Source organism: Succinimonas sp., from assembly GCF_045225735.1.
Lineage (GTDB): Bacteria > Pseudomonadota > Gammaproteobacteria > Enterobacterales > Succinivibrionaceae > Succinimonas.
The window spans coordinates 19,915-43,645 of record NZ_JBGVBR010000266.1 but is presented as its reverse complement, the minus strand read 5'-3'; the positions used below and the strand labels follow the sequence as shown (position 1 = coordinate 43,645).

The window sequence follows — 23,731 nt, the reverse complement described above, 5'->3', positions numbered from 1 at the left end:
CGGGCTAAACTCCGCCCCTGTTCTGCTCTGCCTCTCGGTTACTCCCGAAAGCCCCGGATAACGCCCTTTTCCATGCCGCGAATAAGCTTTTCTACGCTCCGGACACAGCGGAGAAGATCCTCGTCCGTAATCACAAAAGGCGGATAAATGTAAACGATGTTCCCGAAGGGACGCAGCCAGACTCCCTCTCCCGTCAGAAAGGCCTGCATCGCCGCGGTATGCACCGGCTGCCGCATTTCCACTGCTCCCACCGCCCCCAGCACCCGGGTCTCCCGTACCAGGGGAGACGCGGCAAGGGGAGCGAGCTCCCGTTTCAGGATCTCCTCAATATGATGCACCCGGGCTCTCCAGTCGTAGCTTTCCAGGGCCTTGAGGCTCCCCAGAGCCGCGCTGACGGCCAGAGGATTCGCCATAAAGGTGGGGCCGTGCATAAGGGCCCGGGCCGAGGATCGGTGCACCCCCTCCCGGATTTTGTCTCCGGTAAGAACGGCACTTAATGAAATCATGCCCCCCGTAAGCCCCTTCCCCAATGTCATGATATCAGGAGAGATCCCGGCATAATCACAGGCAAACATTTCACCGGTGCGTCCGAAGCCGGTGGCAATTTCATCGCAGATAAAAATCACGTCATAGTCCCGGGTAAGCTTCCGGGCTGCGCGGAGATATTCCGGATGGTAGAAATACATGCCGCCGGCTCCCTGCATCACGGGTTCCAGAATAAATCCGGCAATCTCGTCCTGATAGCGTTCCAGAACCTCATGAAGCTCATCCATGGCTCCGGCATCCCACGGAGCCCCGAAGGGAATCCCCGGCCGGGAAATAAAGATCTGCTCCGGAATATACCGGCCTAAGGAGCCGGAAAATCCGTTCCCGGGATCCGTAACGGACATGGCTCCCAGGGTATCTCCGTGATAGCCGCCCCGCACCGTGAGAAATCTCTTCCGGGAAGGCATCCGGCTTTCCTGATACTGCACGGCCATTTTGAGAGCAATCTCCACCGCCACGGAACCCGAATCCGCAAAAAAGACATCGTTTAGGCCCTGAGGAGTCATGGCAGACAGCCTCCGCGCCACCTCTGCCGCCGGCTCGTGGATAAGTCCGGCAAACATTACATGAGACATTCTGCGAAGCTGCTTCTCCATTTCGGAAATAATTACAGGATGGCCGTAGCCGTGGCAGACCGACCACCAGCCGGACATGCCGTCCGTAAGCTCTCTGCCGTCGCTTAAATACAGCGTGGTTCCCGCAGCCCGAACCACGTCCAGCGCCGGAATAGGATCCTTAAGGGAATCATAGGGATGCCAGACATGATTTCTGGCAAAGGTCAGTAATTCATTGTTCATGTTTTATACTTCTGTAAACCTTATGATTTAAAATACGTTGACAGTATACTCCCAAAGATTAAACTCAAAAATACATTCCGACTTTATTCGGGGCTGCCCGGGCCGAAAAACCCTGCAATCCCGAATTTTTTTTCATTAAGAGCAGGATGGCCCCATGGACGAAATCAGACACGACTGGACTCAGCGGGAGGTAAAGGAAATACTGACCGCTCCTTTTCTGGAGCTCATCATGAGAGCTCAGGAAACGCACCGGAAGTACTTTCCGGAGGGTACGGTGCAGGTAAGCTCTCTCATCTCGATTAAAACCGGCAGCTGTCCCGAGGACTGCAAATACTGCCCCCAGAGCGTTCATAACCCCACCGGTCTTCAGCCGGAAAGGCTTCTGGATCTCAATACCGTGCTGGAAAAGGCCAAGGAGGCCCGGGATGCGGGAGCCACCCGCTTCTGCATGGGGGCCGCCTGGCGGGATCCCCGGGATCGGGATATGGCGTATCTCACCAAAATGATAAGGATGGTTAAAGCGCTGGGACTGGAAACATGCATGACTCTGGGCATGCTTACGGAAAACCAGGCCCGGGAACTTAAAGAGGCCGGGCTGGATTACTACAACCACAATCTGGACACATCTCCGGAATATTACGGCCAGATCATCACCACCCGCACCTTTGCGGATCGCCTGAAAACTCTGGAATATGTCCGGAAGGCCGGGATTAAAATCTGCTCCGGAGGCATTGTGGGCATGGGAGAATCCGCTGATGACCGGGCCAGCTTCCTGAAAACCCTGGCCAATCTGGATCCCCATCCGGAATCTGTTCCCATAAATATTCTGGTCAAAGTGAAGGGCCTCCCTCTGGAAAACCAGCCGGACGTGGATCCGCTGGACTTTATCAGAATGATTGCCACCGCCCGGATCATCATGCCGACATCCTATGTGCGCATGTCCGCCGGCAGAAAATCTCTCAGCGCCGAGGCTCAGGCCCTGGCCTTTCTGGCCGGAGCCAATTCCGTGTTTTACGGCTGCCGGCTCCTCACCACCCCCAATGCCAGGGAGGATTCCGACTTTGCCCTGCTCCGGAAACTGGGGGTAAAAACCACCCTTAAAGGCCCCGAAGGCACTCCGGAAGAGGACGGCCGGAAAATCTATGACAGCCTCCATGACAGCTTTTCGGATCATAAGTGCTACAGTCTGGAAAAACATCTGTGAGTCTTATCAATAGCATCTTTAATACCGGGGAGATCCTTAAGGATCTGGAGAAGCAGGATCTGTTACGGAAATGCCCGGCAGTAACCAGAATCTGGGACGATGAGGATCCCGGCAAATCCGGAAGCCGCTTTGCCATGACCGGATCCGGCCCCCTCCTTAACTTTGCCTCCAACGACTATCTGGGACTCTCAACTCATCCCGCAATCCTCCGGGCTCTCCGGGAAGGCATGGAAAAATACGGGGCCGGTTCCGGAGCCAGTCCTCTGGTTACCGGCCTCTGCCCCGTTCATGAGGAGCTTATGGAACGATTCCGGGCAATTACCGGAAAAGAGGGCGTCCTCCTCTTCAGCACCGGCTTCAGCGCCAATCAGGCTCTTATGAAGGCCTTTATGACTCTCAATGCGGGACTGTATCTGGATCGCCTGTCTCATGCCTCCATGCAGGATATGGCCTTTTATGCCAAAAGGATCTCCCGGTTTCGGCACAATGATGCCGCTCATCTGGAAAAGCTGCTCCGAAAATCCCCGGGCCCCGGGGTAATTGCCACTGAGGGAGTCTTCAGCATGGACGGGGATCAGGCCCCTCTTAAAAAACTCCTGTCCCTGCGGGAACAGTATCGGACGCCACTGATCCTTGATGATGCCCACGGCTTCGGGGTTTTGGGACGGCAGGGACACGGCAGCCCGGATTATCAGGGCACGGGCTTTCAGAACATCGATGTTTACATGGGCACCTTCAGCAAGGCTCTGGGGCTATCCGGAGCCTTTGCGGCCGGCGACCGCGATTTTACGGACTTTATGGTAAATACCTCCCGGGAGTATATCTATTCCACCATGGCTCCGGCCTTTCTGGCTCAAGGTACCCTGAAGGCCCTGGACATCATTGAAGGCAGCGAAGGAGCAGAACTCAGAAGTCATCTCAGGGCTCTCATAAGAAGATTTCAGAACGCCATGAAAAGCCTCCTTCCGGAATGCTGCCCCGGCTCGGAAACCGCCATCCAGCCTGTCATTATCGGGGACGCCGGCGTCATGATGCGGGTATCAGAGGAGCTTAAAGAGGCAGGAATACTCTTAGGCAGCATCAGGCCGCCCACGGTGCCCCGGGGCTCCGCCCGCCTCCGGATCACCCTCACCGCCGCACACCGGGAGGAGGATGCGGATTTTCTTGCGGAAAAGCTTCATCAGATTATCCGAAGGCTGGGACAGGAAGGCTATGGGACTCAGCCGCCGGCAGAACAGCACACCGGAGCAGCTTTTCCGGACAGGGAAGAAAATTTATGAGCATGGCGGAAAAGCATTTTTCCAGAGGGGCGGACAGCTACGCCTCTCTGGCCACAGTGCAGAAAAGAATCGCTGCCGCCCTTATTCAGGAAATCCCGGACGGTTTTTTCCGGGGAGCGGATCTGGGCTCCGGTCCCGGAGTGAACTTCGCAGCCCTCAGGGAAAAGGCCCAAAGCATTATCGGCATCGACATTTCTCCCGCCATGACGGCCCGGGCCGCCAGAACCGGAGTGCCCGCTGCCCGGGCTGTTACGGGAGACATTGAGAATATCCCCCTGCCCGCTGACTCCTGCGATCTGATATTTTCATCCATGGCTCTTCATTGGTGCCGTTTGGAAAAGGCGTTCCGGGAAATCCGCCGCATCAGCCGGAACGGAGCCTTTATCGCCCTCGCCATTCCCGTAACGGGAACCCTGAAGGAGCTCTCAGAGGATCTTGAGAAGGCCGGACTTCCGGGGAGATGCATGGAATTCCGAAATCTCACAGAAATTAACGTCCTTTTGGATGAATGCGGCATTGCCGGAAAAGCCTCAAGTCAGGATTCCAACGGCATCATAACTCAGGAACGGGTTTTTCAGGAAAGGTATGCCAGTATTCGGGCCTATCTGGACTCCATCCGCAAAATCGGAGCCAGCGGCGTCTCCGCAAAACCGATGCCCCGGGAAGCCTGCCGGAGGTTTTTCGGGATTCTGGGGGAGAGGCAGACCCGAGACGCTCTTATTCATACCTACAGCACTGCCTTTGTGCTGGGATATCTCAAAAAGTGATCTCCCGAAAATGAGATCCCAGCTATTCTCCGGCATATCTTCGGCATATCTCCGGCATAACTGCTGCAAAACGCAGAGCTTTGGTTTAACATAGCACCGTAATCAGCCCTTTTGGGTTAACACTGATTTATCCCCTATTCCGGAGAAAGGCTCATGAATCAAGCAAACTATCGGACAAAAGCCCGGTCACTCCTTCCCGCCATGGCGATTATTCTCATGACTGCCGGCGCCGGTTACGCTCTGGCTGAAACCGCCGCTCCCGCATCATCCTTTGATACGGAGGCCGCCCAGAGGGCCCTTAACACCGGGGGAACCTCCGCCCAGATTCTCCCGGCGCCTCCGGAAGCTAAGAATCCCGCGGTAAATCCGGCACTGGCCAAGGCCCTGCGCAACACCGCCCCGGCGGTACTGCCGGAGGGCTGCTCCCTTATAAGCTACACCCGGGACGGAATATTTGCCGCCTTCCGGTGCCCGGAGCATGACATTATGAGCATTGTCATGGAGCCTAAAAACGACATCACGGCAGCTGATGTCATTACCAACCTCACCGCCTCCGGAGAATGCAAGGCCAGCGAATACGAAAACTATATCTACGGCACCCGGCTGTCCTGCCAGGGAGAACCCGAGGAATACGATACCTACGTCGGACAGGGACTCGCCAGCTTCATTACCATTCTTACCACCGACACCAGCTATAACGACAGCGTGGTACTGAGCTCGCTCCAGAATCTCGCTCTCACAATTTACTTTTTTCAGCGGCATATCGCCAAAGACAAGGAACAGATAGCGTATCTTAACAAAATGCTGGAGGGGGCGACCCCGGCCCGGGATGCCGCGGAAATGAATGAAATCAGAATGAAAGGCCGCAATAAATAAACGCAATCCGGGCAGCAGTCCGAGCTCCCCTAAAATGAAAACCGGCATGGTTCAGCGCCATGCCGGTTTTGTGTCTCTTCACGGTAGATCCGGTTCCTTTCTTTATCAGATTATCACCAGTTCCCCTTCAATGGCTCCCGCCTGCTCCAGAGCCTCCAGCACGCTCATGAGATCGCCCGGCGCCATGCCCACCTGGTTAATGGCCCGCACCAGATCATCAAGAGTGGTGCCGGTATCCAGCTTGAACATCTTGCCGGTTTTTTCCGTAACCGAAATATTGCTGTTGGGCACCACCACGGTCTCCCCGCCGGTGAAGGGTTCCGGCTGCGAAACCTGAGTGTTTTCCTTAATGGACACCGTAAGACCGCCATGAGTAATGGCCACCGGACGCAGTCTCACATTCTGTCCGATAACAATGGTGCCGGTACGGGAGTTAACGATAATGCGAGCGGCCTCGTTGCCCTGCTCCACGTCCAGGTTTTCAATCTGGGAGAGATAGGCCACCCTCTGATTGGAATCCCGGGGCGCCTGAATTCTGATGGTAACCCCGTCCACGGCAGTGGCGGTGCCGTTGCCGTATTTGCTGTTTATGGCGCCGGCCACTCTTTTGGCAGTGGTGAAATCCGCTCTCACCAGGTTGAGGTTAATGGTGTCTCCGATATTAAAGGCCGAGGGCACCTCCCTTTCCACGGTGGCCCCGTTGGCAATGCGGCCCACCGTAGGAGTGTTAACCACTACCTTGGAGCCGTCCGCTCCTTCCACGCCGAGGCCGGAAACCACCAGAGACCCCTGAGCCACAGCGTAAATGTTGCCGTCCACGCCCTTGAGAAAGGTCTGCAGAAGAGTGCCGCCCCGAAGGCTCTTGGCTTCGCCGATGGCCGAAACCGTAACGTCAATAACCTGACCCGGCTTCGCAAACGGCGGCAGATCGGCATGCACGATAACCGGAGCCACGTCCTTGATCTTGGGCCGCACGCTGGGATCCACCTTAATGCCGAAATTATTCAGCATGGTACGGAAGCTCTGCTCCGAGAAGGCGTTATTCTTCTCGCCGGTGCCGTTAAGACCCACCACCAGACCGTAGCCGATAAGCTGGTTGGATCTGACCCCGCCCACATTGGCAATGTCCTTGATTCTGGCAGCCTCGGCAAATCCCGGCAGCGCCACGGAAACGATCACCGCCAGCGCCGTCAGAAAAATCATTAAATATCTTCTGGTCATATCAGACTCCTGTCAGATCCCTGACGAAATTTTCTCTCTGGAATTATTATTCAAGATACGTGCCAAAAAGACGGGGCGCCTTCCGGCTGCCCCGTCTGTCCCTGTCGCCTGAATTCTGAAAATTCGCATCTATGTCATGTCTGACTCTTCATGCCTGACACGATCCAGGTCTGCCCTGTGTCATTACGTCAGAACGGCATCCACTTGCTGTTGAAGAATTTGGAGAGCCAGCCCTTTTCGGCGGTGTTGGCAAAGTCTCCAGTGCCGCCGTACTGAATTCTGGCATCGGCGATTTTCTGGGAGGATACCGTGTTGTCGGCGTTGACATCCTCGGATCTGACTATGCCGGTGATCCTGATATACTCGTTGCCGTTGGTCAGCATCACCCACTTTTCACCCCGCACCACCAGGTTGCCGTTGGCCAGCACCTTAACCACGCTGACGGAAATGTTGCCGGTCAGGCTGTTGCTCTGCGAAGCCTTGGCAGATCCTGAAAAGTCCGAGGAGCTCCCCATGCCGGCTTCGGTGGTGTAGCCGCCGATCTTTACCGGCTTGCCCCCCAGAGTCAGCGCGGAGATGCTGTTCTTGTTAGACTTCTCGGTCTCGTTGCTGGTATTCTTGCTGGCCCGGGTGCTTTCCTTGAGCTCCACGCTGATAATGTCTCCCACCCGGTGGGCCTTAATATCGGTGTAAAGGTTGTCAGGCCGGGCAATCCCAAAAATCGAACCGTCAGGAACGATGTCCGCCACGGTATCCTCGGGCAGAGCCGGAGCAAACTTGGGGTCATCCGGAACCGGATCCATCATGCTGGCGCACCCGGAGGTCAAAGCCGCCGCAGTCATAAATACCAGGGCTAACGCTGTTCTCATCATAATTCCCCCTAAAATGTTTTTTCTCTCTTTCCGGGACTGAGCCCGGGCGCTATTTAAGCTCTGTTACGTTTTATTCAATTATCCTGAGTCCTGACCGCTACAGCGTCTGTACCAGGTTCCCCATCATCTGATCTACGGTATGGAGCACCTTGGAATTCATTTCATAAACTCTCTGGGCGGTAATCAGGTTTACCAGCTCTTCAGTAACATTCACATTGGAAACCTCAAGGCAGCACTGATTAATGGTGCCCACGCCGTCGGTGCCGGCAATGCCCTGCATGGGAGCTCCCGAGGCGGAGGTTTCCGCAAAGAGATTCTCGCCGATGGGCTCCAGGCCGGTGTTGTTCACGAAGGTGGTGACGGTAATCTGACCCAGCACCTGAGATTCGGCCTGATCCGCCGTAGTAACGCTCACCTGACCGTCCTTGCCTACGGTAATGCTCTTGGCGTTTTCCGGAACCTGAATTTCCGGCAGAAGCGGGTAGCCGCTCCCCACGGTAACAATGGTGCCCTCCTGATTCAGGGTAAACTGACCGTTTCTGGTGTACTTGGTGGTGCCGTCCGGCATCTGAATTTCGAAGAAGCCGTCCCCGGAAATCATGAGGTCCAAGGTATTATTGGTGGTCTGCACATCACCCTGGCCGAACTGCTTCTGGGTGGCCACAACCTTGGCGCCGGCGCCCAGCATCAGGCCGGAAGGGAGGGTGGTGTCCGCGGAGGAACGGCCGCCCGGCTGATTTACATTCTGATAAAGCAGATCCTCAAACACGGCTCTGCCCTTCTTGTAGCCCACGGTGGAAGCATTGGCCAGGTTGTTTGAAGTAACTGAAATGTTGGTCTGCTGCGCGTCAAGTCCGCTTTTGCTAATCCACAATGCCGGTATCATATATTCCTGCCTCTGTTGTTATGCTGCTTTTTGATAAACTGCTGGTGCGCGATCTTCGCCGGTATTACAGGTAATGCAATGACCGTGCCACCATTCTTTTGCCTGTTTTCGCTAAAATTCTGACGCGGTTATGACATTCTGAGGAGGCTGTTCTGCGCCTCGTCATTCTGCTCCGCGTTCCGCATCATCTTGATCTGCATGTCAAACTGCCGCTGCAGGCTGATAATGCTGGTCATTTCCTGCACCACATTAACGTTGCTGGCCTCCAGAGCTCCTCCGGTGACGCTCACATCATCATTGAAGGGCACCGTGCCCCCCTGAGCCGGCCGAAAAAGTCCGTCCGCGCCCTTAACCGTAAGATTGTCCGGGATCTTCACCAGCTTGATCTGAGCGAACTCCTCCACAATGGTAAGGTCGGCTCCGGCGGGTCTCCCGCTGATAACCCCGTCATTGTTGATGGAGACCTTTTCCAGCGGCACCGGGAGAATGATCTCGTTTCCGGAATCATCCAGAAGCGGCTGACCGTTGCTGGTTTTAAGAAGACCGTTTTCGTCGATGGTCAGGCTGCCGTTCCGGGTATAGGCTTCCTCGCCGTTCCGATCCACCACGGCAAAATATCCCTCTCCCCGCACGGCCAGATCCAGATCTCGTCCGGTGGTTATCAGGGTGCCGGACTCCAGGTTGTAGCCGGGTCTCTCGGTCATGGAAAAAGCCCGGGACTGAAAACCGGGGCCGTAGGCATTGATGGTGCGGGCCTGCTCCAGATCGGCCTTGAATGCCGTGGTGGAAGCATTGGCCAGGTTGTTGCCGTGGAGAGCGATGCCATGAAAATTTTCCTTCGCGCCGGACATGGCGATATAGAGCATTCTGTCCATAATCACTACCTCTTTAACTGGTATTAATGCTTAAGCAAAGGTCATGCCAGAAATCGTGGCAGCGGAAAAAACAGGGGAGAAGCCGCGGAAATAACGGCGGATAATAATGCCGGGAATACCGCAGAAAGCGGGATCCGGGACAGGGCCGGGAACAGCTGGACACAGCCGGAAACAAAGAAGGGATGATTGCTCTCCGAAACTGACGGATTTATGCCGCATCATGATGATCATGACAAAAAACCGCCCCGGGGAGAGAGCCGGGGACGGTCAGTAGCAGCATGGTATTACCGGATATTGAGGATGCTGTCCATTACGGTATTATTAACCTCCAGCGCCCGGGAGTTGGCCTGATAATGTCTCTGGGCCGTGATGAGCTCCACCAGCTGAGTGGCGAGATCGGTATTGGACTCTTCCAAAGCGGAAGACTGAATCGCTCCGGCGGTGCCTACGGTAGCCTGACAGGGAATAGCGTCCCCGGAATCCAAAGACTTTCTCCAGCAGGTATCGCCGATCTGGGTCAGTCCCTGCACATTGGCAAAGTTAGCCATGGCCACCATACCAATCTTGGCGCTGGTGCCATTGGAATAGGTAGCGCTGACAATGCCCTTGTCGTTAATCTGCACGTTGGTAAGCTGACCTACCGTGGAGCCGTTCTGGCTGATAGCCTCAACCGAGAAGGAGGTGCCGCCGTACATGTGAAGATTCTTCCCGAACAGGAATTCCACCTGCTGCTCCCCGTTGGCTCCGGTGGTAATAACCTTGTCGCTGCCGTAGGCGTCAGAGGGAGCGGTGCCCAGAGGCACGGTTTTAATAACTGCCGGGGTGTAGCCGGTTATGTTGCCGGTAGCATCGGTTTTGATATTGCCCTTGTCATCAAAAACAAGCTTGGCACTGGTCAGAGTGAAGCCGTCCTTTGCCAGAGAGGAAGGAGACTGGAAGGTTTTGGTCTGCGAAGCCAATTCCCCGGCATCCGTAACCTCTATATCCACCGGCTTGTCATCGATGAACATGAACATCTGCCAGGTATTGGCATCCGTGGCGGCGCCCTGAGCCTCCTGATCCTTGATGAAGTAATAGGTGGCGGTATGAGCCTCGCCCAGGGAATCATAGACTTTAACCGAAGTGGAGGCATTGTAGGTGCTGGAATCCTGCGGATCAAACAGACTGACATTCATATACGGGGAATCCGCCGGCAGGGTCATGCTGGATTCCACCTTGGTGGTTTCCTCCGGGGAGCCTGCGGAGCTGGGAATTCTCAGGGGGTGCGTGGAATCCAGACTTACCGACTTCACGGAGCCGTCGTCATTCACATCATAAACCTGAAGATAATTGCCCATGGAATTCACCACAAAGCCGTCCTTGTCGCACTGGAAAGCGCCGGCGCGGGTATAGGTGCGATCCAGAGAATTGGCATCCGGAGACAGCACAAAGAAGCCGTCGCCCTTAATGGACAGATCCAGAGCGTTCTTGGTGGTGGTCAGGGAACCCTGACTGAACTGCTGGGAAACGCAGGCGGTCTGCACACCGTTGCCTACTGCCGTGCGGTTATCGGTGAAAATCGAATTGGCGTACATATCGGCAAATTCAGCGCGGGAATTCTTAAAACCGATGGTATTAACATTGGCAATATTGTTAGAAGTGACATCAAGGTGCTTCTGAGCTGCATTGATACCGCTTACTGAGATACTCATGGACATACGAACTCTCCTTCCGTTGTCGTCTTAAAAAAATTTTTCAGGACTGCTGCTTCCTGGCATTTCTGCTAATCTGTTAACGCATCTGCTAATGCACTGGATTTAATGCAACCCCTGTGCCACATCTCCGTTTTTGCCAAAACAGTCTGAAAAATTTGAATAAGATCAAAATAATAACGGTTTTTTGCCGGTTATGGCCCAAAATTCCAGCCGAAAAGCTGTCACTGCCGCAAAACCGCAGCGGCCTATGAGCGGAAATAGTCCGGAAATAGCCCGGCAACAGACACATAATGGACAGAAAGCAGGAAGGAAAACTGCTGAAAATGCGGCATTCCCTAAGGGGGCAGGCCTTGCCGCGGCAGAAGATCTGCCCCCCTGACATGTTTTTGCCGCCCGGGAAGAACAGCTCTGCCGGTTTTCTGCCGCAGCCCCGCTGCTGCTGCCCCAATCAGGGCAAAACCGGCTTTCCGGTGAAAAGAAAGAATTAGCTGATATCTCACAAGATTGTGCGATATCAGCCATGCATTCATGCCGAATTATCTGAAAATATAAACTTCCGGGCACCGCTTTAAATGCCGCCCGGCCCCTTGCTGCAAAGGTTTAGCGGGAGCGCGGCAATATTTTCCGGAAGATCCGGCAGGAAACCGCCGTGATCGCTGTTGCCATAAAATCACAGCACTATAGAATGTAGAGGCCGGCGGACGGACAGGGACGTTCCGAAGCAGCTTTCAGGATGAAAAGCGCCGCCGTTACGAGCCGGAACAGGGAAGTTCCGCTGCACCGGACTCATGATGAGTCCTCTTCTGCTTTCAGGAAAACTGAAAAAGCGTAAAACCGGCGGATTCTGCCGAGATTATCCGGAGGGCATCGCATTAATCTTCCGCGCTCCAGCACACACCCCCGCTCACAGCCCCGCTCTCACTCACATCCCCTGTTACCCATGCCGCTCTTGCCCAGATTTCCCTTATTTGCCAGAACTTCCGGCGCTGTGTAAGCCTGCTCCGGGTTCAGGATCAGAAATTTGCTTTTTAAAAACATCACACTACAATAATCCCCTCTGAACCCTTTCGAAAACTCACCCCTGAGACTCATGGCCTATGAATTCACCGCATCCTAAGACCCCCGTCCCGACAGGCGTTCCCGAATATGAGCTCTGGAACTATCTCTGGCGGGTTTTGTGGAGCTCCGGCATCACCATGTCCGCTTTTCTGAGTCCCTTTCACAGCCAATGGCGGTTTCTCCGGAATCTTGCGTATTTTCTTCTGGGAGCCCTCACCGGCCCCGGCATCGCTCTCGTAACCCCGCTTTTGTCCGAAACCGGCATTATGCCGCTCCTTAGGGATCCCCGGACGCGGGCCGATCTCCGGGAACGCCTTAAAACCGCGCTGATACCGGCTCTGATTCCCGGAGCCATCATGCTGATCCCCCAGATCTTTCTGGCAGATCTCATCCTGACGGATGAACCCGGCAGCATACAATATCAGGAAAGGCAGACCTTTTTGTACGGACTTCTCATCATGACGGCGGCGCCGGCGCTGATCCCGGGAATACTCACGCTGACTCTGCGTTCCCGCCTCCCCTGGCTTTCCCTGAAAAAGCTTCTTCTCTCCGCCGCCGGAATACTGGCGGGAAACTTCTTTCAGCTTCTCTTTTTTATGATGCTCCTCTTTTGGATTTTCAATTTGTTCATGATTTTCGCAGAGCTTTCCTATGCGATCATTAATGATGAACTCATTCTGAAAACCTGGTATCTCCCCCGAGCGGTGAACATCATTCCCTATAAGCTGTGGACATCTGTTTTTCTCCTGTGGTTTCTGGGAACAGAGGCCACCGCCTGCCAGCTTATCGGACACAAGCTGGCCCGGGAGGCGGAAACAGATCTCCTCAAAAAGGCTGCCGCATCAGCCAAAAACGCTCATCTTATGAAATAGCAAAAAGGCGGCATCACCAGGATCCCGCCCTTTCATTATCATGTTCGTTTGTCTCACGCGATGCCGTATTTCAGGCGCGGCTATATTTCAGGCGCAGCCGCTGCATTATCCGAAATTTCTGACCTCGGACATCTGGATGGTGCCGCCGCCCTGCAGGTTCAGCACGGTATCCTTAAGCCCGTTCCCGAGAGTCACGCTGGATACGGTGCCGTAGCCGTACACCGGAATGGCGGCGCTGGTTCCGTTCTGCCGTCCGGTTACCGAGAAGCTGTAGTTCCCGCTGGGTACCGTATTGCCGTTCTTGTCAGTGCCGTCCCAGTAGAGGTTAATGTCTCCGCTGCCGTCGCCGAGATCGATAACATTTATCAGAGTTCCCGCGGCATCTGTAATGCTTATCTTCATCCCCACCGCGCCGGATCCGGCATCAATCATAAACTGGGTGGCATCGGAACCATTGAAGTAGGCTGTATTGGTATTCAGCTTCACATCCTGCCCCACCAGTCCCGAGGCCATCAGCGCCTGAGACGAAGTGACATTGGCGGTAAGATCGCTGACGCTGTTATTAAGGTCGGCAATGCCGGAAACCATGTTCAGCTGGGCCAGCTGAGTCACCATCTGCGAGTTATCCACAGGATTGGTAGGATCCTGATAGGAAAGCTGCGTGGTCAGAAGACTCAGAAATTCCTCCTGTCCCAGGGTACTGTTTCCCTTCTTTGCCGCATCCGCTTCGGCCTGAGCTTTAACCGAGCTTACCGTACTGAGTCCGATGCTTTCATAAATTGACATAAACTACCCCCTTATCAGCCGGCGCTGCCCAGCTTCAGTGTTTGCAGCAGCATCTGCTTGGCATTGTCAGCCACCTGCACCACAGTCTGATAGGAACGGCTGGCGCTGACCATATCGGCCATTTCCTCCACGGGATTGACATTGGGACGGAAGATATAACCGTCCTGGTCTGCCAGAGGATGATGCGGCATGTATTCTCTGATGGGATCCAAAGCGGACTCCACCACATCCTTTACCTGCACTCCCATGCCCTGAACCGAGCCCATGTTCTTCTCCGCCTCCATAAGAGCGGTGGCAAAAACCGGCCGTCTGGCGCGGTAAGTATCTGCCGCATTGGAGGTGATGCTGTCCGCATTGGCCAGATTTGATGCCGTGGCATTAAGACGAATTGACTGCGCCGCCATGGCTGAGCCGGCAATATCTAAAACTCCGTAAAGACTCATTTTAAATACTCCTTTAATTCTGTTACCGCTCTGATTCTGTCATTTGCTCTTATTCACCGCTGAGCACTCTTCTGAGATTGCTGATTTTGCCGTTCAGAAAGGTCAGGGTGGTCTGATAGTCAATGCTGTTTTCCATATAGGCCATGCGTTCCACGCTGACATCAACAGTATTGCCGTCACCGGTATCCGGCTGCAGGGATTCCCGGAACACCCGGGTGCCATCGGGCATCAGAGCCGATCCTGCGAAATGCTTCTGATTTGTTAAAGCAAGATTTGTGCCGGATCCCCCGTTCTGATTGCGGAGAGCCTGATCCATAGCCGCCTTGAAATCCATATCCTGAGCCTTGTAGCCCGGAGTATCGGCATTGGCCAGATTGCCGGCCAGGATTTCCGCTCTTTTGTTTCTGAGATTGAGAGCCCGGGAGTGCACCCCGAAGATATTATCGAATGAAATACTCATAGATCCGTCTCCGCCAAATCACTGACACCGCAGTTACTTCCGGAGAGATTGATTCAAGAATCATGCCATGATTCCGGAGCTTAGCCAAGGCGCTTAAAGATAATGCCCGGATTCAGCCGGATCATCTCAAAGTACTCTTCAATGCCGGACATAAACTCGGAGCTGCCCAGGAACAGATAACCGCCCGGTCTGAGCATTCTGGCAAAGTTTATGATAATGCGCAGCTTTTCTTCTCTTGAAAAATAGATGAGGACATTGCGGCAGAAGATAATGTCAAAACTCCCCAGAACCGCCAGATTGCCCAGGAGGTTCAGTCTTTTGAAGGACACCATGCTGCGAATGCTTTCGGAGATCTGACAGGAACCCGCAGTCTCGTCATGAATCTGAAAAAACCGCCGTCTCCTTTCCGAATCAAGGCCCCGGGACATGGACAGAGAATCATAAACCCCCTTCTGGGCCATCTCCAGCATGGAATCGGAAATATCCGAAGCCACGATATCCACCGCAGCGGATTTAAGATCCGGGAGCCGTTCCGCCTGCTCCTGAATCACCATGGCGATGGAATAAGGCTCCTGTCCCGAGGAACAGGCCGCTGACCAGATCCGGATGCGGCGGCGCTCCCGGACAAGCTCCGGCAAGATCCGGCTGCCGAGAATTTCATAGGGATAAACATCACGGAACCAGAAGGTTTCGTTGGTGGTCATGGCATCAATGACGGTTCTTTCCAGAGACAGGTTATCTCCCCGGATTACCTTGTCCAGAAGCTGATCCAGACTGACAGCGTCATAGCGGGACAGGAGCGGCACCAGCCGGCTCCTGATAAGGTACTCCTTGCCGGTTCCCAGCACAATACCGCAGCGCTCCTGCAGAAAGCTGCAGAAGGCTTTGTACGCATCAGGACTGATTGACCAGTCTGCGGCGCTGCTGTCAGTTGAGCCGGCTGTCTGTTGATCGCTCATCAGTTGTTCCTAATCGCCTGAAAAAGTTCTTCCTCGCCCTCATCCATCAGATGACGCACGGCCTTGGCCAGCTCGTCAGGATTGAATTTCGCAATAAAATTGTCCGCTCCGACCTTTTTTACCATCGCCTGATTGAACACGCCGGAAAGAGAGGTATGCAGAATCACCTTCAGAGCGGCCAGCTTGGGATCCTGCCTGATATTTGCCGTCAGGGTATAGCCATCCATTTCAGGCATTTCGATATCGGAAATCAGAAGTCCGATCTGCTCCTGGATCGGCCCGTTCTGCGCCAGTTCCCGCAGCTTTTCCAGAGCCTGAAGACCGTTCTCCACCACAATGGCTTCCATATTGATGGACTGCAGGGCTCTCTTGACCTGATTCCGGGCCACCGAGGAATCATCGGCCACCATAACCTTTCTCACCAGCTTCGGTCTGTCCGGCTGCGCAGCCTCGGCCTCGGAATCCTCCTTCCGGAACTCCTCCACCACGGCTTCGCTGACGTTCTTATCATTAGGACAAATTTCATCCAGGATCTTCTCCACATCCAGAATTTCCACCAGCTGCTTGTCCACCTGAGTTACCGCCGTGAGGTAATTGGTCTTCCCCACCACCTTGGGAGGCATAATGGAGCTCCAGTCCAGATTGACTATTCTGTCAACGCCTCCTACAAGAAAGCCCTGCACGGATCGGTTGTATTCCGTGATAATGACATAGCTGTGCTCCAGCTCGTGATTCATCCGGCCGCCGATGGCCAGCCCCATGTCAATGATGGAAATGGTCTGTCCCCGCACATGGGCCACGCCGCGGACATTCTTGTTAAGACGCGGCATAGCGGTAAGACGCGGACACTCCAGCACCTCCTTGACCTTGAATACGTTTATTCCGTAAAGCTGATCCCGGCCCGGCAGACGAAACAGAAGAAGCTCCAGGCGGTTCTGCCCCACAAGCTCAGTCAGCTGATTGACCGAATCCAAAACTCCAGCCATAAACTACTCTCCTTGCCGCCGGCACAAAACATTAATCGGGAATACTCTTCGAAAACAAAACAGGGGCGGCATGATCATGACATCGCATAGCGCTGATATTGCATGCCGTTATCTGTACAGAAGAAATCAGCCATGTCATATAATATTGTCATGTAATCGACAGTTCTGGTATTTCCAAAGAGCGATTTTATAAAATGGATAACACTTTTTTTAAGTCTCTTGCCTTCATAGCCGCTGTTACATGCCTGTCCGCAGCTCCCTCAAGCTGTCCGGCCGACAGCGAATACAATCAGGAGCTCTGCGAAGAGGCCCGGGAATGGCTGGAAGGCGAGCTCGCGCTGGAGGACGGCGAAACCGCGGAAATTACCATTACCTCCGCCCCCCGGCGGGATTACCCCGTGTGCGAGGGGCCGGTGGAGTTTTCTGTTGCGGCCGGCAAGGTGCGCAAAAACAATTCCATTAAAACCGAATGCAAAAGCGATACCACCCCATGGCATTTTTACCTCACCGCCAGAGTTGTCATCAAAACCCCTTTTGTGACCGTAATAAACGCCGTCCCCAAAAACAGCATGCTGAGCCGGGACAATCTGACCATAGCCTACATGGACAAGGTGCTGAACCGCGGCACCACGTTCTCGGATCCCGCGCTTCTGGACGGCATTCGCACCAAAAGGGATCTTAAACCCGGCCAGCCGGTGCACTCCAATCAGATTTGCGTCATCTGCCAGGGAGATGAAATCGACATTGAGGCCGCCGGGGGCAGCTTCAGCATCCGCACCAGAGGCGAGGCCATGCAGGACGGCTCCTACGGCGATTTCATCAGAGTAAAGAATCTGAAAAGCGGCAAAACCGTAAAAGCCCGGGTTATCGACTCCTCTCTGACCAGAATCGATATGTAAATCCCGGCGAAAATTTCGGAAAGCGCTGATAAAGTCACGCTGCTGAAATCGCCCTGAAAGGCTGCCGGGATCATATTTCTGCAGAAATCCCGAAAATCATCCTAAAGATTTTTCCCTCCGGGCCGCTACAGGGTTAAGAGACAACCCTCATTACGACGAAAGCCCCTGGGGCTGAGGAGTGCAAAATGTCCATTGATATTATGAACAACCAGAATCTGTCCGTGCAGCGGCAGATGCAGACCGGCTATGTGAAAAACTCCGGCTCTTCCGCAAAGGCTGCCGAGACGGCAAGCAGAGACAGCGACGACGTGAAAATTACTGATACCGCGCAGACCATGAGCGCCGCGGCAGCCCGGGCTCAGAAGGCCGACGGCATCGATCCCGCAAAAATCGAATCCATCCGCAAGGCTATTGAGAGCGGGAGCTACCGCATCGATTTTGAAAAGATGGCAAATCACATTCTGGCCAGCGAAAAGGAATTCGCCGAAGCTCTCTCCTGATCCCTGCTCATAACGCATCCGAGAACCGCGGCCCCCGCGGTTTTTGCGCTGGCGCTGCTGCTCTCCATATTCCCGTCACAATAAGATCCCTGCCTGAGAAATACCCGGTTTTTCTTTCGGAAACGCCCCGGCGGGAGTACCATGTAACAAGCTCATGACGTAAAACAGGCGGCAGCCTCACAGGAAGAAAGGACGGATTATATGGCGGAACGCACCATCAGGGATATTCTAAAGGAACAGGTTCAGCTTCTTGACCGGCTCAGCGAGGTTCTGGATCAGGAATGCGGCCTTTTAAAGCAGCGCAAGGCTCTGGAGCTTCCCGCGCTCTCCAAAGTCAAAACCGACCTTCTTCTCAAGCTGCAGACCAACGACAGCTCCCTTAAAAACCATCCGGAACGGGATCTTCTCAAGACCGATCTTCTCAAGGCCAAAAACATGATTCTGGATAAGCTCGCGGAGGTAAAAATGAAGAACGACGTCAACGGCCGCCTTATTGAGCTCAACATGGCAGCCAGCCGGAGACTGTCAGCGTCCCTGGTGCAGATCCGGGACACCACCACTCTTACCTATGACGAGAGAGGAAACAAAAACGCCCTGGCCGGACTTCATCTGGATTTTGAAGCCTGACCGGCATCCTTAAACAACTTGTCAGGAAGCTTTAAGATCTGCGCGGCAGCCACCGGCAAAAATCTGCCGCAGGCTGCGTTAAGGGATTCCCCGGGACTCCCGAAGCCCGGGATGCGGTTAAAGAGCTCCCCGCATTTTGTAAAGATCGTAGATAAGACGGCTGTCCAGCTCCAGCTCGGTAACATAGGTATTATTCAAAGGATATGACCTGATTACCCGGGCTCCCTTGATAATGCCGGCGGTACGTGCCTTAAGCTCGTTGTCTGTCTGAATATTGTCACGGAGATCCGTGCTGGCAATAAGCTGCTGACCATACACCTGCTCGCTGAGCTCCCTGTAGGCATCCAGCTTGGACGCCCGCATGGCCTGCAGAATCCGGTCATCTCCCGTAGGCCCCGGCTGCCGGGAAATCACGGCATAACCGGTAGCCCGCATGATAGGATAGCGCGAGAGCTCCTGAACACCGCTTTCATATCCGGAGGAAGAACACCCTCCCGCAATAAAGAGCAGGAAGCAAAGGCCTGCCGCAGCTAGAGTTTTCATATAACCTCTCCTATCTTCTGTCATACTGACTCTGGTTCCTGACATCCCGGATAATGGCATCATGGTAAAGCGAGCTTGAGGCCGGATAGATCTCGGGATTCACGCATTTGGCCCGGCAGGAGGACATGCCGTTGCAGTAGGAGCAGGGAATGTCCGCATTGCCGCGGCTGGTGGCGGAGGTGCCGTCCACCCGGTATGAAGCATTTTCCGTGCCGGAAGAGGCCGGAAGAGGCTTTCCGGAGGATGGTTTTCCGGAATTATTTCTGTGAGCGGCGGACTGAGCCGGCTTGGCAGCAGGCTTCGCCGCGGGTTTTGCCGCTCTCTGGGGAGCCGGAGCGGGCTTTTTGGCGGGAGCCCTGCTTAAATTGCGGAGCGGCGGAACGTTCTTTTTCGCCTGGCTGTTCCCGGCGGCGGCCATGGCCGGATCATATACCGGGTTGTCCCCGCAGGTTCTGGGATACTTGCGGTAGCATTCCGGCAGGGTGTCATAGGGGATAAAGATGTCCGATGCTCCCTCCACCACGGAATTACGGAGATTAACCAAACGGCCGTACACCATGACCCCGTCATCATTCCGGCTCATGGTGCCGCTTAAAATGTGGGTTACATTGGCCTTGCCGGCAAGCTTTTGCCAGTTGCGGCTGTAAATATAGTCACCGTTCGGGGTGATCTCCAGCCAGCCGGTGAGCTTGTATTCCAGCACCTGATAGCCATGACGGTGGAGACCGGCCACAAACTGCTCCGCAAGCTCCCGGCCCAGCCAGTCCGTATGCTCCAGAGATGCCACGTCCACCGGGGTGGCAATGGCGACCCGGGGCCGGTTGCCGGTGTCATTAATGGATGCGACCACCTCCGTTACCAGCTTGTCCGCATACGGCTTCAGGCCTTCTCCCGAACGGCGATCCGGAGCTTTTTGCTGCGCAGCTTCCGGATTCTGCGCTGCCGCCGGAGCCGGGGAAGCGCATCCGGCAAGGCAGAGCAGCATAAATGCCGCCATGGTGTATAAGAACGCTTTTATCATAACTCTGTCCTCTGTCATGCGCGCTGCTGTCGTATATATGTACGCTGATTCATGAATACCTCTGATGTCATGTATCTCCGCGATATTTTTTTGGCGCATTTTCTCTGGTATGTATAATGCAATGATTATGCCGGGAGTCAATTTTTCAGGAAGTTATCGTTATGCTGAAACACATCATTTTGCTGTTCCTGCTCTTTATTGCAGGCATGGGAACCGCCTTCGCCCAGTGGTTCGAGGCCGAAGGATCCGCGCAGATCCGCAACGGAGACACCCCGGCCGCCCGGCAGGAGGCCATTGACGATGCCATGCGTCAGGTAATGCTGGAATCAGGGTCATTTGTCACCTCCAGTCAGAATGTCCGGGACGGGGTGATATCGGATGACAGCTTCAATATAGCATCCTCCGGCAATATCAGACAGTACATTCTTCTTTCTGAAAAGAAGGACGGCAGCTTCTTCCGGGTAAAAATAAGAGTATTTGTGGATACCGTGCAGAATAAATGTCTGGGAGCAGCCTGGAAAAAGACCATTATGCCGGTTCTTTTTATCTATGACCGGGAGCAGTTTCAGGAAAGCATGCACGGACTTCAGGGCATAAATGCCGCCGTCACGAGAGAGGTTACCCGCATGCTCTCCGGCCTGGGCGGCGTGATAACAAAATCCTACTACGACAGAAACCTGGGCATTGATCCCCTGAAGCGCGCTCCCGACAGCAAAAAGCTTGAGGAAACCCTGAGACAGCTGTCACGGAATTTTGACGCCGAATACCTCCTCACCGGAGTCATCAGAGACCTCTCCCGTTCCCGCTCCGACGACGGCTGGCTTAGCGCCTTCGGCGATGAAATCCGTGAGTTCAGCATCAGCTTCTATCTCTTTGACGGTCTCTCGGGAGAGCAGATCTCCGGCAGCGACTACCATGCCGCCGCCGTGTGGAATCCTGATTCCGGAGCCGGGGTGCAGAGCCGGGAGTTCTGGACCTCGCCCTACGGTCAGGAAATCAAAAAGATCCTGGAACGGGGAGCCCGGGAGGCCGCGGAGATCGTGGCCTGCAGAAAGCCGCTGGCCCGGATCCTGAAGGTGGATGCGGGGAACGGCAGCGTGCTTATCAACATGGGCAGCAGAAACAACCTGAAACAGGGCACGCGGTTTTTTATTGACCATCGGGGCATGTTTACCGACAAGGACGGCCACCTGCGCTTTACCGAGGATCGGGCCAGAACCCCACTCAGAACCGCAGAGGTTTACGAAGACACCGCCCTGCTGACTCCCCTGGGCACAGCCAACGGCAACGTGCAAATTGACGATATCGCCCATATTGAATAGGCTGAAAATGGCGGCGGGGTGAATAGAAAAGGCCGGCGAAAGCCGGCCTTCCTGTTACTTGGCTGTTGCTGTTACTCGGCCTCCATTTTGCTTAAGAGGCTCCGCACCCGTTCCGTCCAGTTCTTCTGGTTTTCCGTAATGCGCAGATTCTGGCACCGGGCCTCGTTAAGCTCCGCTTCCAGGGCCTGCTTTTCCTGCAAAAGATCCCCCTGAGCAGCCTTCAGAGCATCGCGCTCCTTTTCCGCCGCCCTGAAGTCAGTGATTCTTTTTTCCAGCATATCAAAAAATTCATTAAGCTCGCCGGTGTTCATGACCGCTACTCCCGTTCCTCCACCAGTCCCTGCTCCTTCATCCACTCCCGGATGTCCGCAATGCTTTTCTCATCTGTCAGACTGACATAAGCCTCATCCGGGTTTTTGGGAACCCTGAGACGGAGGCCGCGGGCTTCGGCATATTCAATGAACTGCTTCGCAAAAGCCAGAGAATTGGCGTAAAACTCCACCGCATTGTCAGGCTCCTGACACATGACGCTTTCGAAGGACTTGTCAAAATGCCAGTGTCTGAGAATGGCGGTGCCCAGCGGATATTTAATTTTTTCCGCAGCGGTTTTCAGATCCTCGTAATCCAGCTTGTAGCCCTTCCCCTGCCCCAGCACATAGGTATCGACCTCCACCAGAAACGGCAGGTATCCGATATTGAGCAGCGAGCTGGCCAGCACCACATAGTCATAAACCAGGTTGGGCATGATGCCGTAACGGATGGCGCAAATGGTCAGGGCATACGAGCAGACCATGAAGCTCCGGGAAATTTCATCATGACAGTATTTGACCACCACGGAATTTCTGAAATAGAAGCTTTGTTCTATGGCCAGAGCCAGAGCCATGGAAACCGTGCTGTTAAGACCGATGCGGCTGATGGCGGCCGGAAGAGAGGTAATGGTGGTGCCGGGATTGGAATATCTCAGAGTCTGGGACAGCCTGATAACCTGAGCGGTAACCCCTGTATCGGAACCGATCACCCGGGCCAGCTCCTTGGTGGTGACATTAGAATCTCCTACCAGACGGCTCAGCTTCGTTACCAGCTCCGGCATGGCCGGAATAATCAGATTGTCATTTTTCAGAGAAGCCGCCAGCCTGTTGACAAGCATGTCCAAATCAGAAATAGATGCCATGAATAATCTCGCAAAACCAGAAAATAGCCCAAGCAGTTCCAAACATATCCCGAGAAACTGCAAAACTCGAACACTCCGCTTATCCCGTGCGAGCGGAGCGGCCCGGCCGGAGCTGAACCGCCGGGGTCATTTATTCTTATCACGCTCAGCCAGCTTTCTGATAAAATGATACAACAAAACAGGGAATTATTTATTGCTGAAATGCCAATTTTCGGCATTTCCTGGAAACTCAGGCTGTTTGTCGTTCCCCGCGCAGGTTAAGTCATGATTATCACAGATACTATTCTGCATCGTTTCAGAGGAATCAGGGCCGTATACGGAGAAAACGCCTTCCGGAAATTTGCCGCCGCTCATGTGTTCATTGCCGGCGTTGGCGGCGTGGGTTCCTGGTGCGCCGAGTCCCTGATCCGCTCCGGCATCGGCAGCATCACCATGCTGGACTGCGACACCATCGAGGACAGCAATTCCAACCGGCAGCTTCATACCATGCAAAGCTCTTTGGGCCGGCTTAAAGCCGCAGCTCTGGCGGAAAGGTTTCGCGACATTAATCCGGAAGCCCGCATCAGCATCGTCACCGAAAGGCTGTCCGCTGCCAATCTCGCGGAATGCGTCCCCCCTGATGCCGACATTTATATTGACGCCATTGACGATTTGCCGGTCAAGGCGGCTCTTATCAGCTTTGCGCACCGGGATCTCGGAAAAACCATTATCGTTTCCGGCGGCGCCGGCGGCAAAAGGAACCCCGGCTTGCTGAAAACTGCTGACCTCGCCGCCTCCTTTAATGACGCCCTGCTCTCCCGGCTTCGGAGCATCCTCAGAAGAGATTTCGGCTACCCGCCCGCTCCGGCCCCCATGGGACTTACCGCCGTATTCAGCTCCGAAAAGGGCATTTCCGGACGGGAGGCCTCTCCGGAGGGAAGCGATATCCCGCCCTTCGGAGCTCTGATGTGCGTGACCGCTTCCCAGGGACTTATGATGGGAAGCGAGGTACTGAAAAGGCTGGCGGGAGACCCGGGAGCAGCCCCGGCATAAGGCTGCCATTACTTCCGGAACATAGTATCAGAG

General features: G+C 54.6%; 25 protein-coding genes. 10 read left to right on the top strand and 15 right to left on the bottom strand.

The annotated features are described in order from the left end of the window. Nucleotides 1–38: 38 nt before the first annotated feature. Nucleotides 39–1,343 carry an adenosylmethionine--8-amino-7-oxononanoate transaminase gene (gene bioA / locus ACJROR_RS09685; RefSeq protein WP_406546904.1) on the bottom strand — a complete coding sequence of 435 codons (1,305 nt, stop codon included), beginning with the start codon at nucleotides 1,341–1,343 and terminating at the stop codon, nucleotides 39–41. Between the two features lie 154 nt (nucleotides 1,344–1,497). Here bioA and bioB point away from each other — a divergent pair, with 154 nt between their 5' ends. From bioB to ACJROR_RS09665, 4 genes are all read left to right on the top strand, one after another. Then, a complete protein-coding gene (gene bioB / locus ACJROR_RS09680; RefSeq protein WP_406546903.1) occupies nucleotides 1,498–2,547 on the top strand; it encodes a biotin synthase BioB in 1,050 nt (349 codons plus the stop codon). Further along, nucleotides 2,544–3,827, top strand: coding sequence for an aminotransferase class I/II-fold pyridoxal phosphate-dependent enzyme (locus tag ACJROR_RS09675; protein ID WP_406546902.1), 1,284 nt, complete (start codon nucleotides 2,544–2,546; stop codon nucleotides 3,825–3,827). Before bioB ends, ACJROR_RS09675 begins: the two co-directional genes overlap by 4 nt. Further along, complete coding sequence (locus tag ACJROR_RS09670; protein WP_406546901.1) at nucleotides 3,824–4,594, top strand: methyltransferase domain-containing protein; 771 nt, start codon at nucleotides 3,824–3,826, stop codon at nucleotides 4,592–4,594. The genes ACJROR_RS09675 and ACJROR_RS09670 overlap by 4 nt, the downstream gene beginning before the upstream one ends. Nucleotides 4,595–4,747: 153 nt before the next feature. After that, nucleotides 4,748–5,470 carry a hypothetical protein gene (locus tag ACJROR_RS09665; RefSeq protein WP_406040504.1) on the top strand — a complete coding sequence of 241 codons (723 nt, stop codon included), beginning with the start codon at nucleotides 4,748–4,750 and terminating at the stop codon, nucleotides 5,468–5,470. Between the two features lie 105 nt (nucleotides 5,471–5,575). On the opposite strand, the gene ACJROR_RS09660 is transcribed toward ACJROR_RS09665, so the two are convergent. From ACJROR_RS09660 to flgE, 5 genes are all read right to left on the bottom strand, one after another. Beyond that, on the bottom strand, nucleotides 5,576–6,673 hold the full coding sequence (locus tag ACJROR_RS09660; protein WP_406040530.1) for a flagellar basal body P-ring protein FlgI: 1,098 nt from the start codon (nucleotides 6,671–6,673) through the stop codon (nucleotides 5,576–5,578). A gap of 206 nt (nucleotides 6,674–6,879) precedes the next feature. Then, nucleotides 6,880–7,563 (bottom strand): flagellar basal body L-ring protein FlgH, encoded by a 684-nt coding sequence (gene flgH, locus ACJROR_RS09655; RefSeq protein WP_406040506.1) that lies wholly within the window; start codon nucleotides 7,561–7,563, stop codon nucleotides 6,880–6,882. Between the two features lie 97 nt (nucleotides 7,564–7,660). Next, nucleotides 7,661–8,449 (bottom strand): flagellar basal-body rod protein FlgG, encoded by a 789-nt coding sequence (flgG, locus tag ACJROR_RS09650; protein WP_406040508.1) that lies wholly within the window; start codon nucleotides 8,447–8,449, stop codon nucleotides 7,661–7,663. 128 nt (nucleotides 8,450–8,577) lie between these two features. Then, on the bottom strand, nucleotides 8,578–9,324 hold the full coding sequence (locus ACJROR_RS09645; protein ID WP_406040510.1) for a flagellar basal body rod protein FlgF: 747 nt from the start codon (nucleotides 9,322–9,324) through the stop codon (nucleotides 8,578–8,580). Between the two features lie 284 nt (nucleotides 9,325–9,608). Continuing rightward, a complete protein-coding gene (gene flgE, locus ACJROR_RS09640; protein ID WP_406546900.1) occupies nucleotides 9,609–11,021 on the bottom strand; it encodes a flagellar hook protein FlgE in 1,413 nt (470 codons plus the stop codon). Between the two features lie 1,094 nt (nucleotides 11,022–12,115). On the opposite strand from flgE, the gene ACJROR_RS09635 reads away from it, so the two are divergent. Beyond that, nucleotides 12,116–12,949: a hypothetical protein gene (locus ACJROR_RS09635; protein WP_406546899.1), complete on the top strand. Its 834-nt coding sequence runs from the start codon at nucleotides 12,116–12,118 to the stop codon at nucleotides 12,947–12,949. A gap of 105 nt (nucleotides 12,950–13,054) precedes the next feature. On the opposite strand, the gene ACJROR_RS09630 is transcribed toward ACJROR_RS09635, so the two are convergent. From ACJROR_RS09630 to ACJROR_RS09610, 5 genes are all read right to left on the bottom strand, one after another. Then, nucleotides 13,055–13,735 (bottom strand): flagellar hook assembly protein FlgD, encoded by a 681-nt coding sequence (locus ACJROR_RS09630; protein ID WP_406546898.1) that lies wholly within the window; start codon nucleotides 13,733–13,735, stop codon nucleotides 13,055–13,057. Between the two features lie 14 nt (nucleotides 13,736–13,749). Next, nucleotides 13,750–14,178 (bottom strand): flagellar basal body rod protein FlgC, encoded by a 429-nt coding sequence (flgC, locus tag ACJROR_RS09625; RefSeq protein ID WP_406040518.1) that lies wholly within the window; start codon nucleotides 14,176–14,178, stop codon nucleotides 13,750–13,752. A gap of 49 nt (nucleotides 14,179–14,227) precedes the next feature. Beyond that, nucleotides 14,228–14,638 (bottom strand): flagellar basal body rod protein FlgB, encoded by a 411-nt coding sequence (flgB, locus tag ACJROR_RS09620; protein WP_406546897.1) that lies wholly within the window; start codon nucleotides 14,636–14,638, stop codon nucleotides 14,228–14,230. Between the two features lie 80 nt (nucleotides 14,639–14,718). Further along, nucleotides 14,719–15,597, bottom strand: coding sequence for a CheR family methyltransferase (locus ACJROR_RS09615; protein ID WP_406546896.1), 879 nt, complete (start codon nucleotides 15,595–15,597; stop codon nucleotides 14,719–14,721). After that, nucleotides 15,597–16,583: a chemotaxis protein CheV gene (locus tag ACJROR_RS09610; RefSeq protein WP_406546895.1), complete on the bottom strand. Its 987-nt coding sequence runs from the start codon at nucleotides 16,581–16,583 to the stop codon at nucleotides 15,597–15,599. The genes ACJROR_RS09615 and ACJROR_RS09610 overlap by 1 nt, the downstream gene beginning before the upstream one ends. Nucleotides 16,584–16,777: 194 nt before the next feature. Here ACJROR_RS09610 and flgA point away from each other — a divergent pair, with 194 nt between their 5' ends. From flgA to flgN, 3 genes are all read left to right on the top strand, one after another. After that, nucleotides 16,778–17,482 (top strand): flagellar basal body P-ring formation chaperone FlgA, encoded by a 705-nt coding sequence (gene flgA, locus ACJROR_RS09605; protein ID WP_406546894.1) that lies wholly within the window; start codon nucleotides 16,778–16,780, stop codon nucleotides 17,480–17,482. Nucleotides 17,483–17,667: 185 nt separating this feature from the next. After that, nucleotides 17,668–17,982, top strand: coding sequence for a flagellar biosynthesis anti-sigma factor FlgM (flgM, locus tag ACJROR_RS09600; protein WP_406040528.1), 315 nt, complete (start codon nucleotides 17,668–17,670; stop codon nucleotides 17,980–17,982). A gap of 201 nt (nucleotides 17,983–18,183) precedes the next feature. Beyond that, nucleotides 18,184–18,609: a flagellar export chaperone FlgN gene (flgN, locus tag ACJROR_RS09595; RefSeq protein ID WP_406546893.1), complete on the top strand. Its 426-nt coding sequence runs from the start codon at nucleotides 18,184–18,186 to the stop codon at nucleotides 18,607–18,609. Nucleotides 18,610–18,726: 117 nt separating this feature from the next. On the opposite strand, the gene ACJROR_RS09590 is transcribed toward flgN, so the two are convergent. Both ACJROR_RS09590 and ACJROR_RS09585 read right to left on the bottom strand, forming a co-directional pair. Further along, the gene (locus tag ACJROR_RS09590) at nucleotides 18,727–19,152 is read right to left on the bottom strand and encodes an LPP20 family lipoprotein (protein WP_406039995.1); all 426 of its coding nucleotides are present in this window, start codon (nucleotides 19,150–19,152) and stop codon (nucleotides 18,727–18,729) included. A 10-nt stretch (nucleotides 19,153–19,162) separates the two neighbouring features. After that, nucleotides 19,163–20,173: a FlgO family outer membrane protein gene (locus ACJROR_RS09585; RefSeq protein ID WP_406546892.1), complete on the bottom strand. Its 1,011-nt coding sequence runs from the start codon at nucleotides 20,171–20,173 to the stop codon at nucleotides 19,163–19,165. Between the two features lie 161 nt (nucleotides 20,174–20,334). On the opposite strand from ACJROR_RS09585, the gene ACJROR_RS09580 reads away from it, so the two are divergent. Next, nucleotides 20,335–21,495, top strand: coding sequence for a flagellar assembly protein T N-terminal domain-containing protein (locus ACJROR_RS09580; protein WP_406546891.1), 1,161 nt, complete (start codon nucleotides 20,335–20,337; stop codon nucleotides 21,493–21,495). Nucleotides 21,496–21,566: 71 nt separating this feature from the next. On the opposite strand, the gene ACJROR_RS09575 is transcribed toward ACJROR_RS09580, so the two are convergent. Together ACJROR_RS09575 and ACJROR_RS09570 are read right to left on the bottom strand one after the other, a co-directional pair. Then, nucleotides 21,567–21,806 (bottom strand): hypothetical protein, encoded by a 240-nt coding sequence (locus ACJROR_RS09575; protein WP_406041877.1) that lies wholly within the window; start codon nucleotides 21,804–21,806, stop codon nucleotides 21,567–21,569. Nucleotides 21,807–21,811: 5 nt separating this feature from the next. Continuing rightward, a complete protein-coding gene (locus tag ACJROR_RS09570; RefSeq protein WP_406546890.1) occupies nucleotides 21,812–22,666 on the bottom strand; it encodes an HDOD domain-containing protein in 855 nt (284 codons plus the stop codon). 264 nt (nucleotides 22,667–22,930) lie between these two features. Between ACJROR_RS09570 and ACJROR_RS09565 the strand changes: the two genes are divergently transcribed. Beyond that, nucleotides 22,931–23,698, top strand: a complete 768-nt coding sequence (locus ACJROR_RS09565) for a ThiF family adenylyltransferase (RefSeq protein ID WP_406546889.1) — start codon at nucleotides 22,931–22,933, stop codon at nucleotides 23,696–23,698. Nucleotides 23,699–23,731 lie beyond the last annotated feature (33 nt).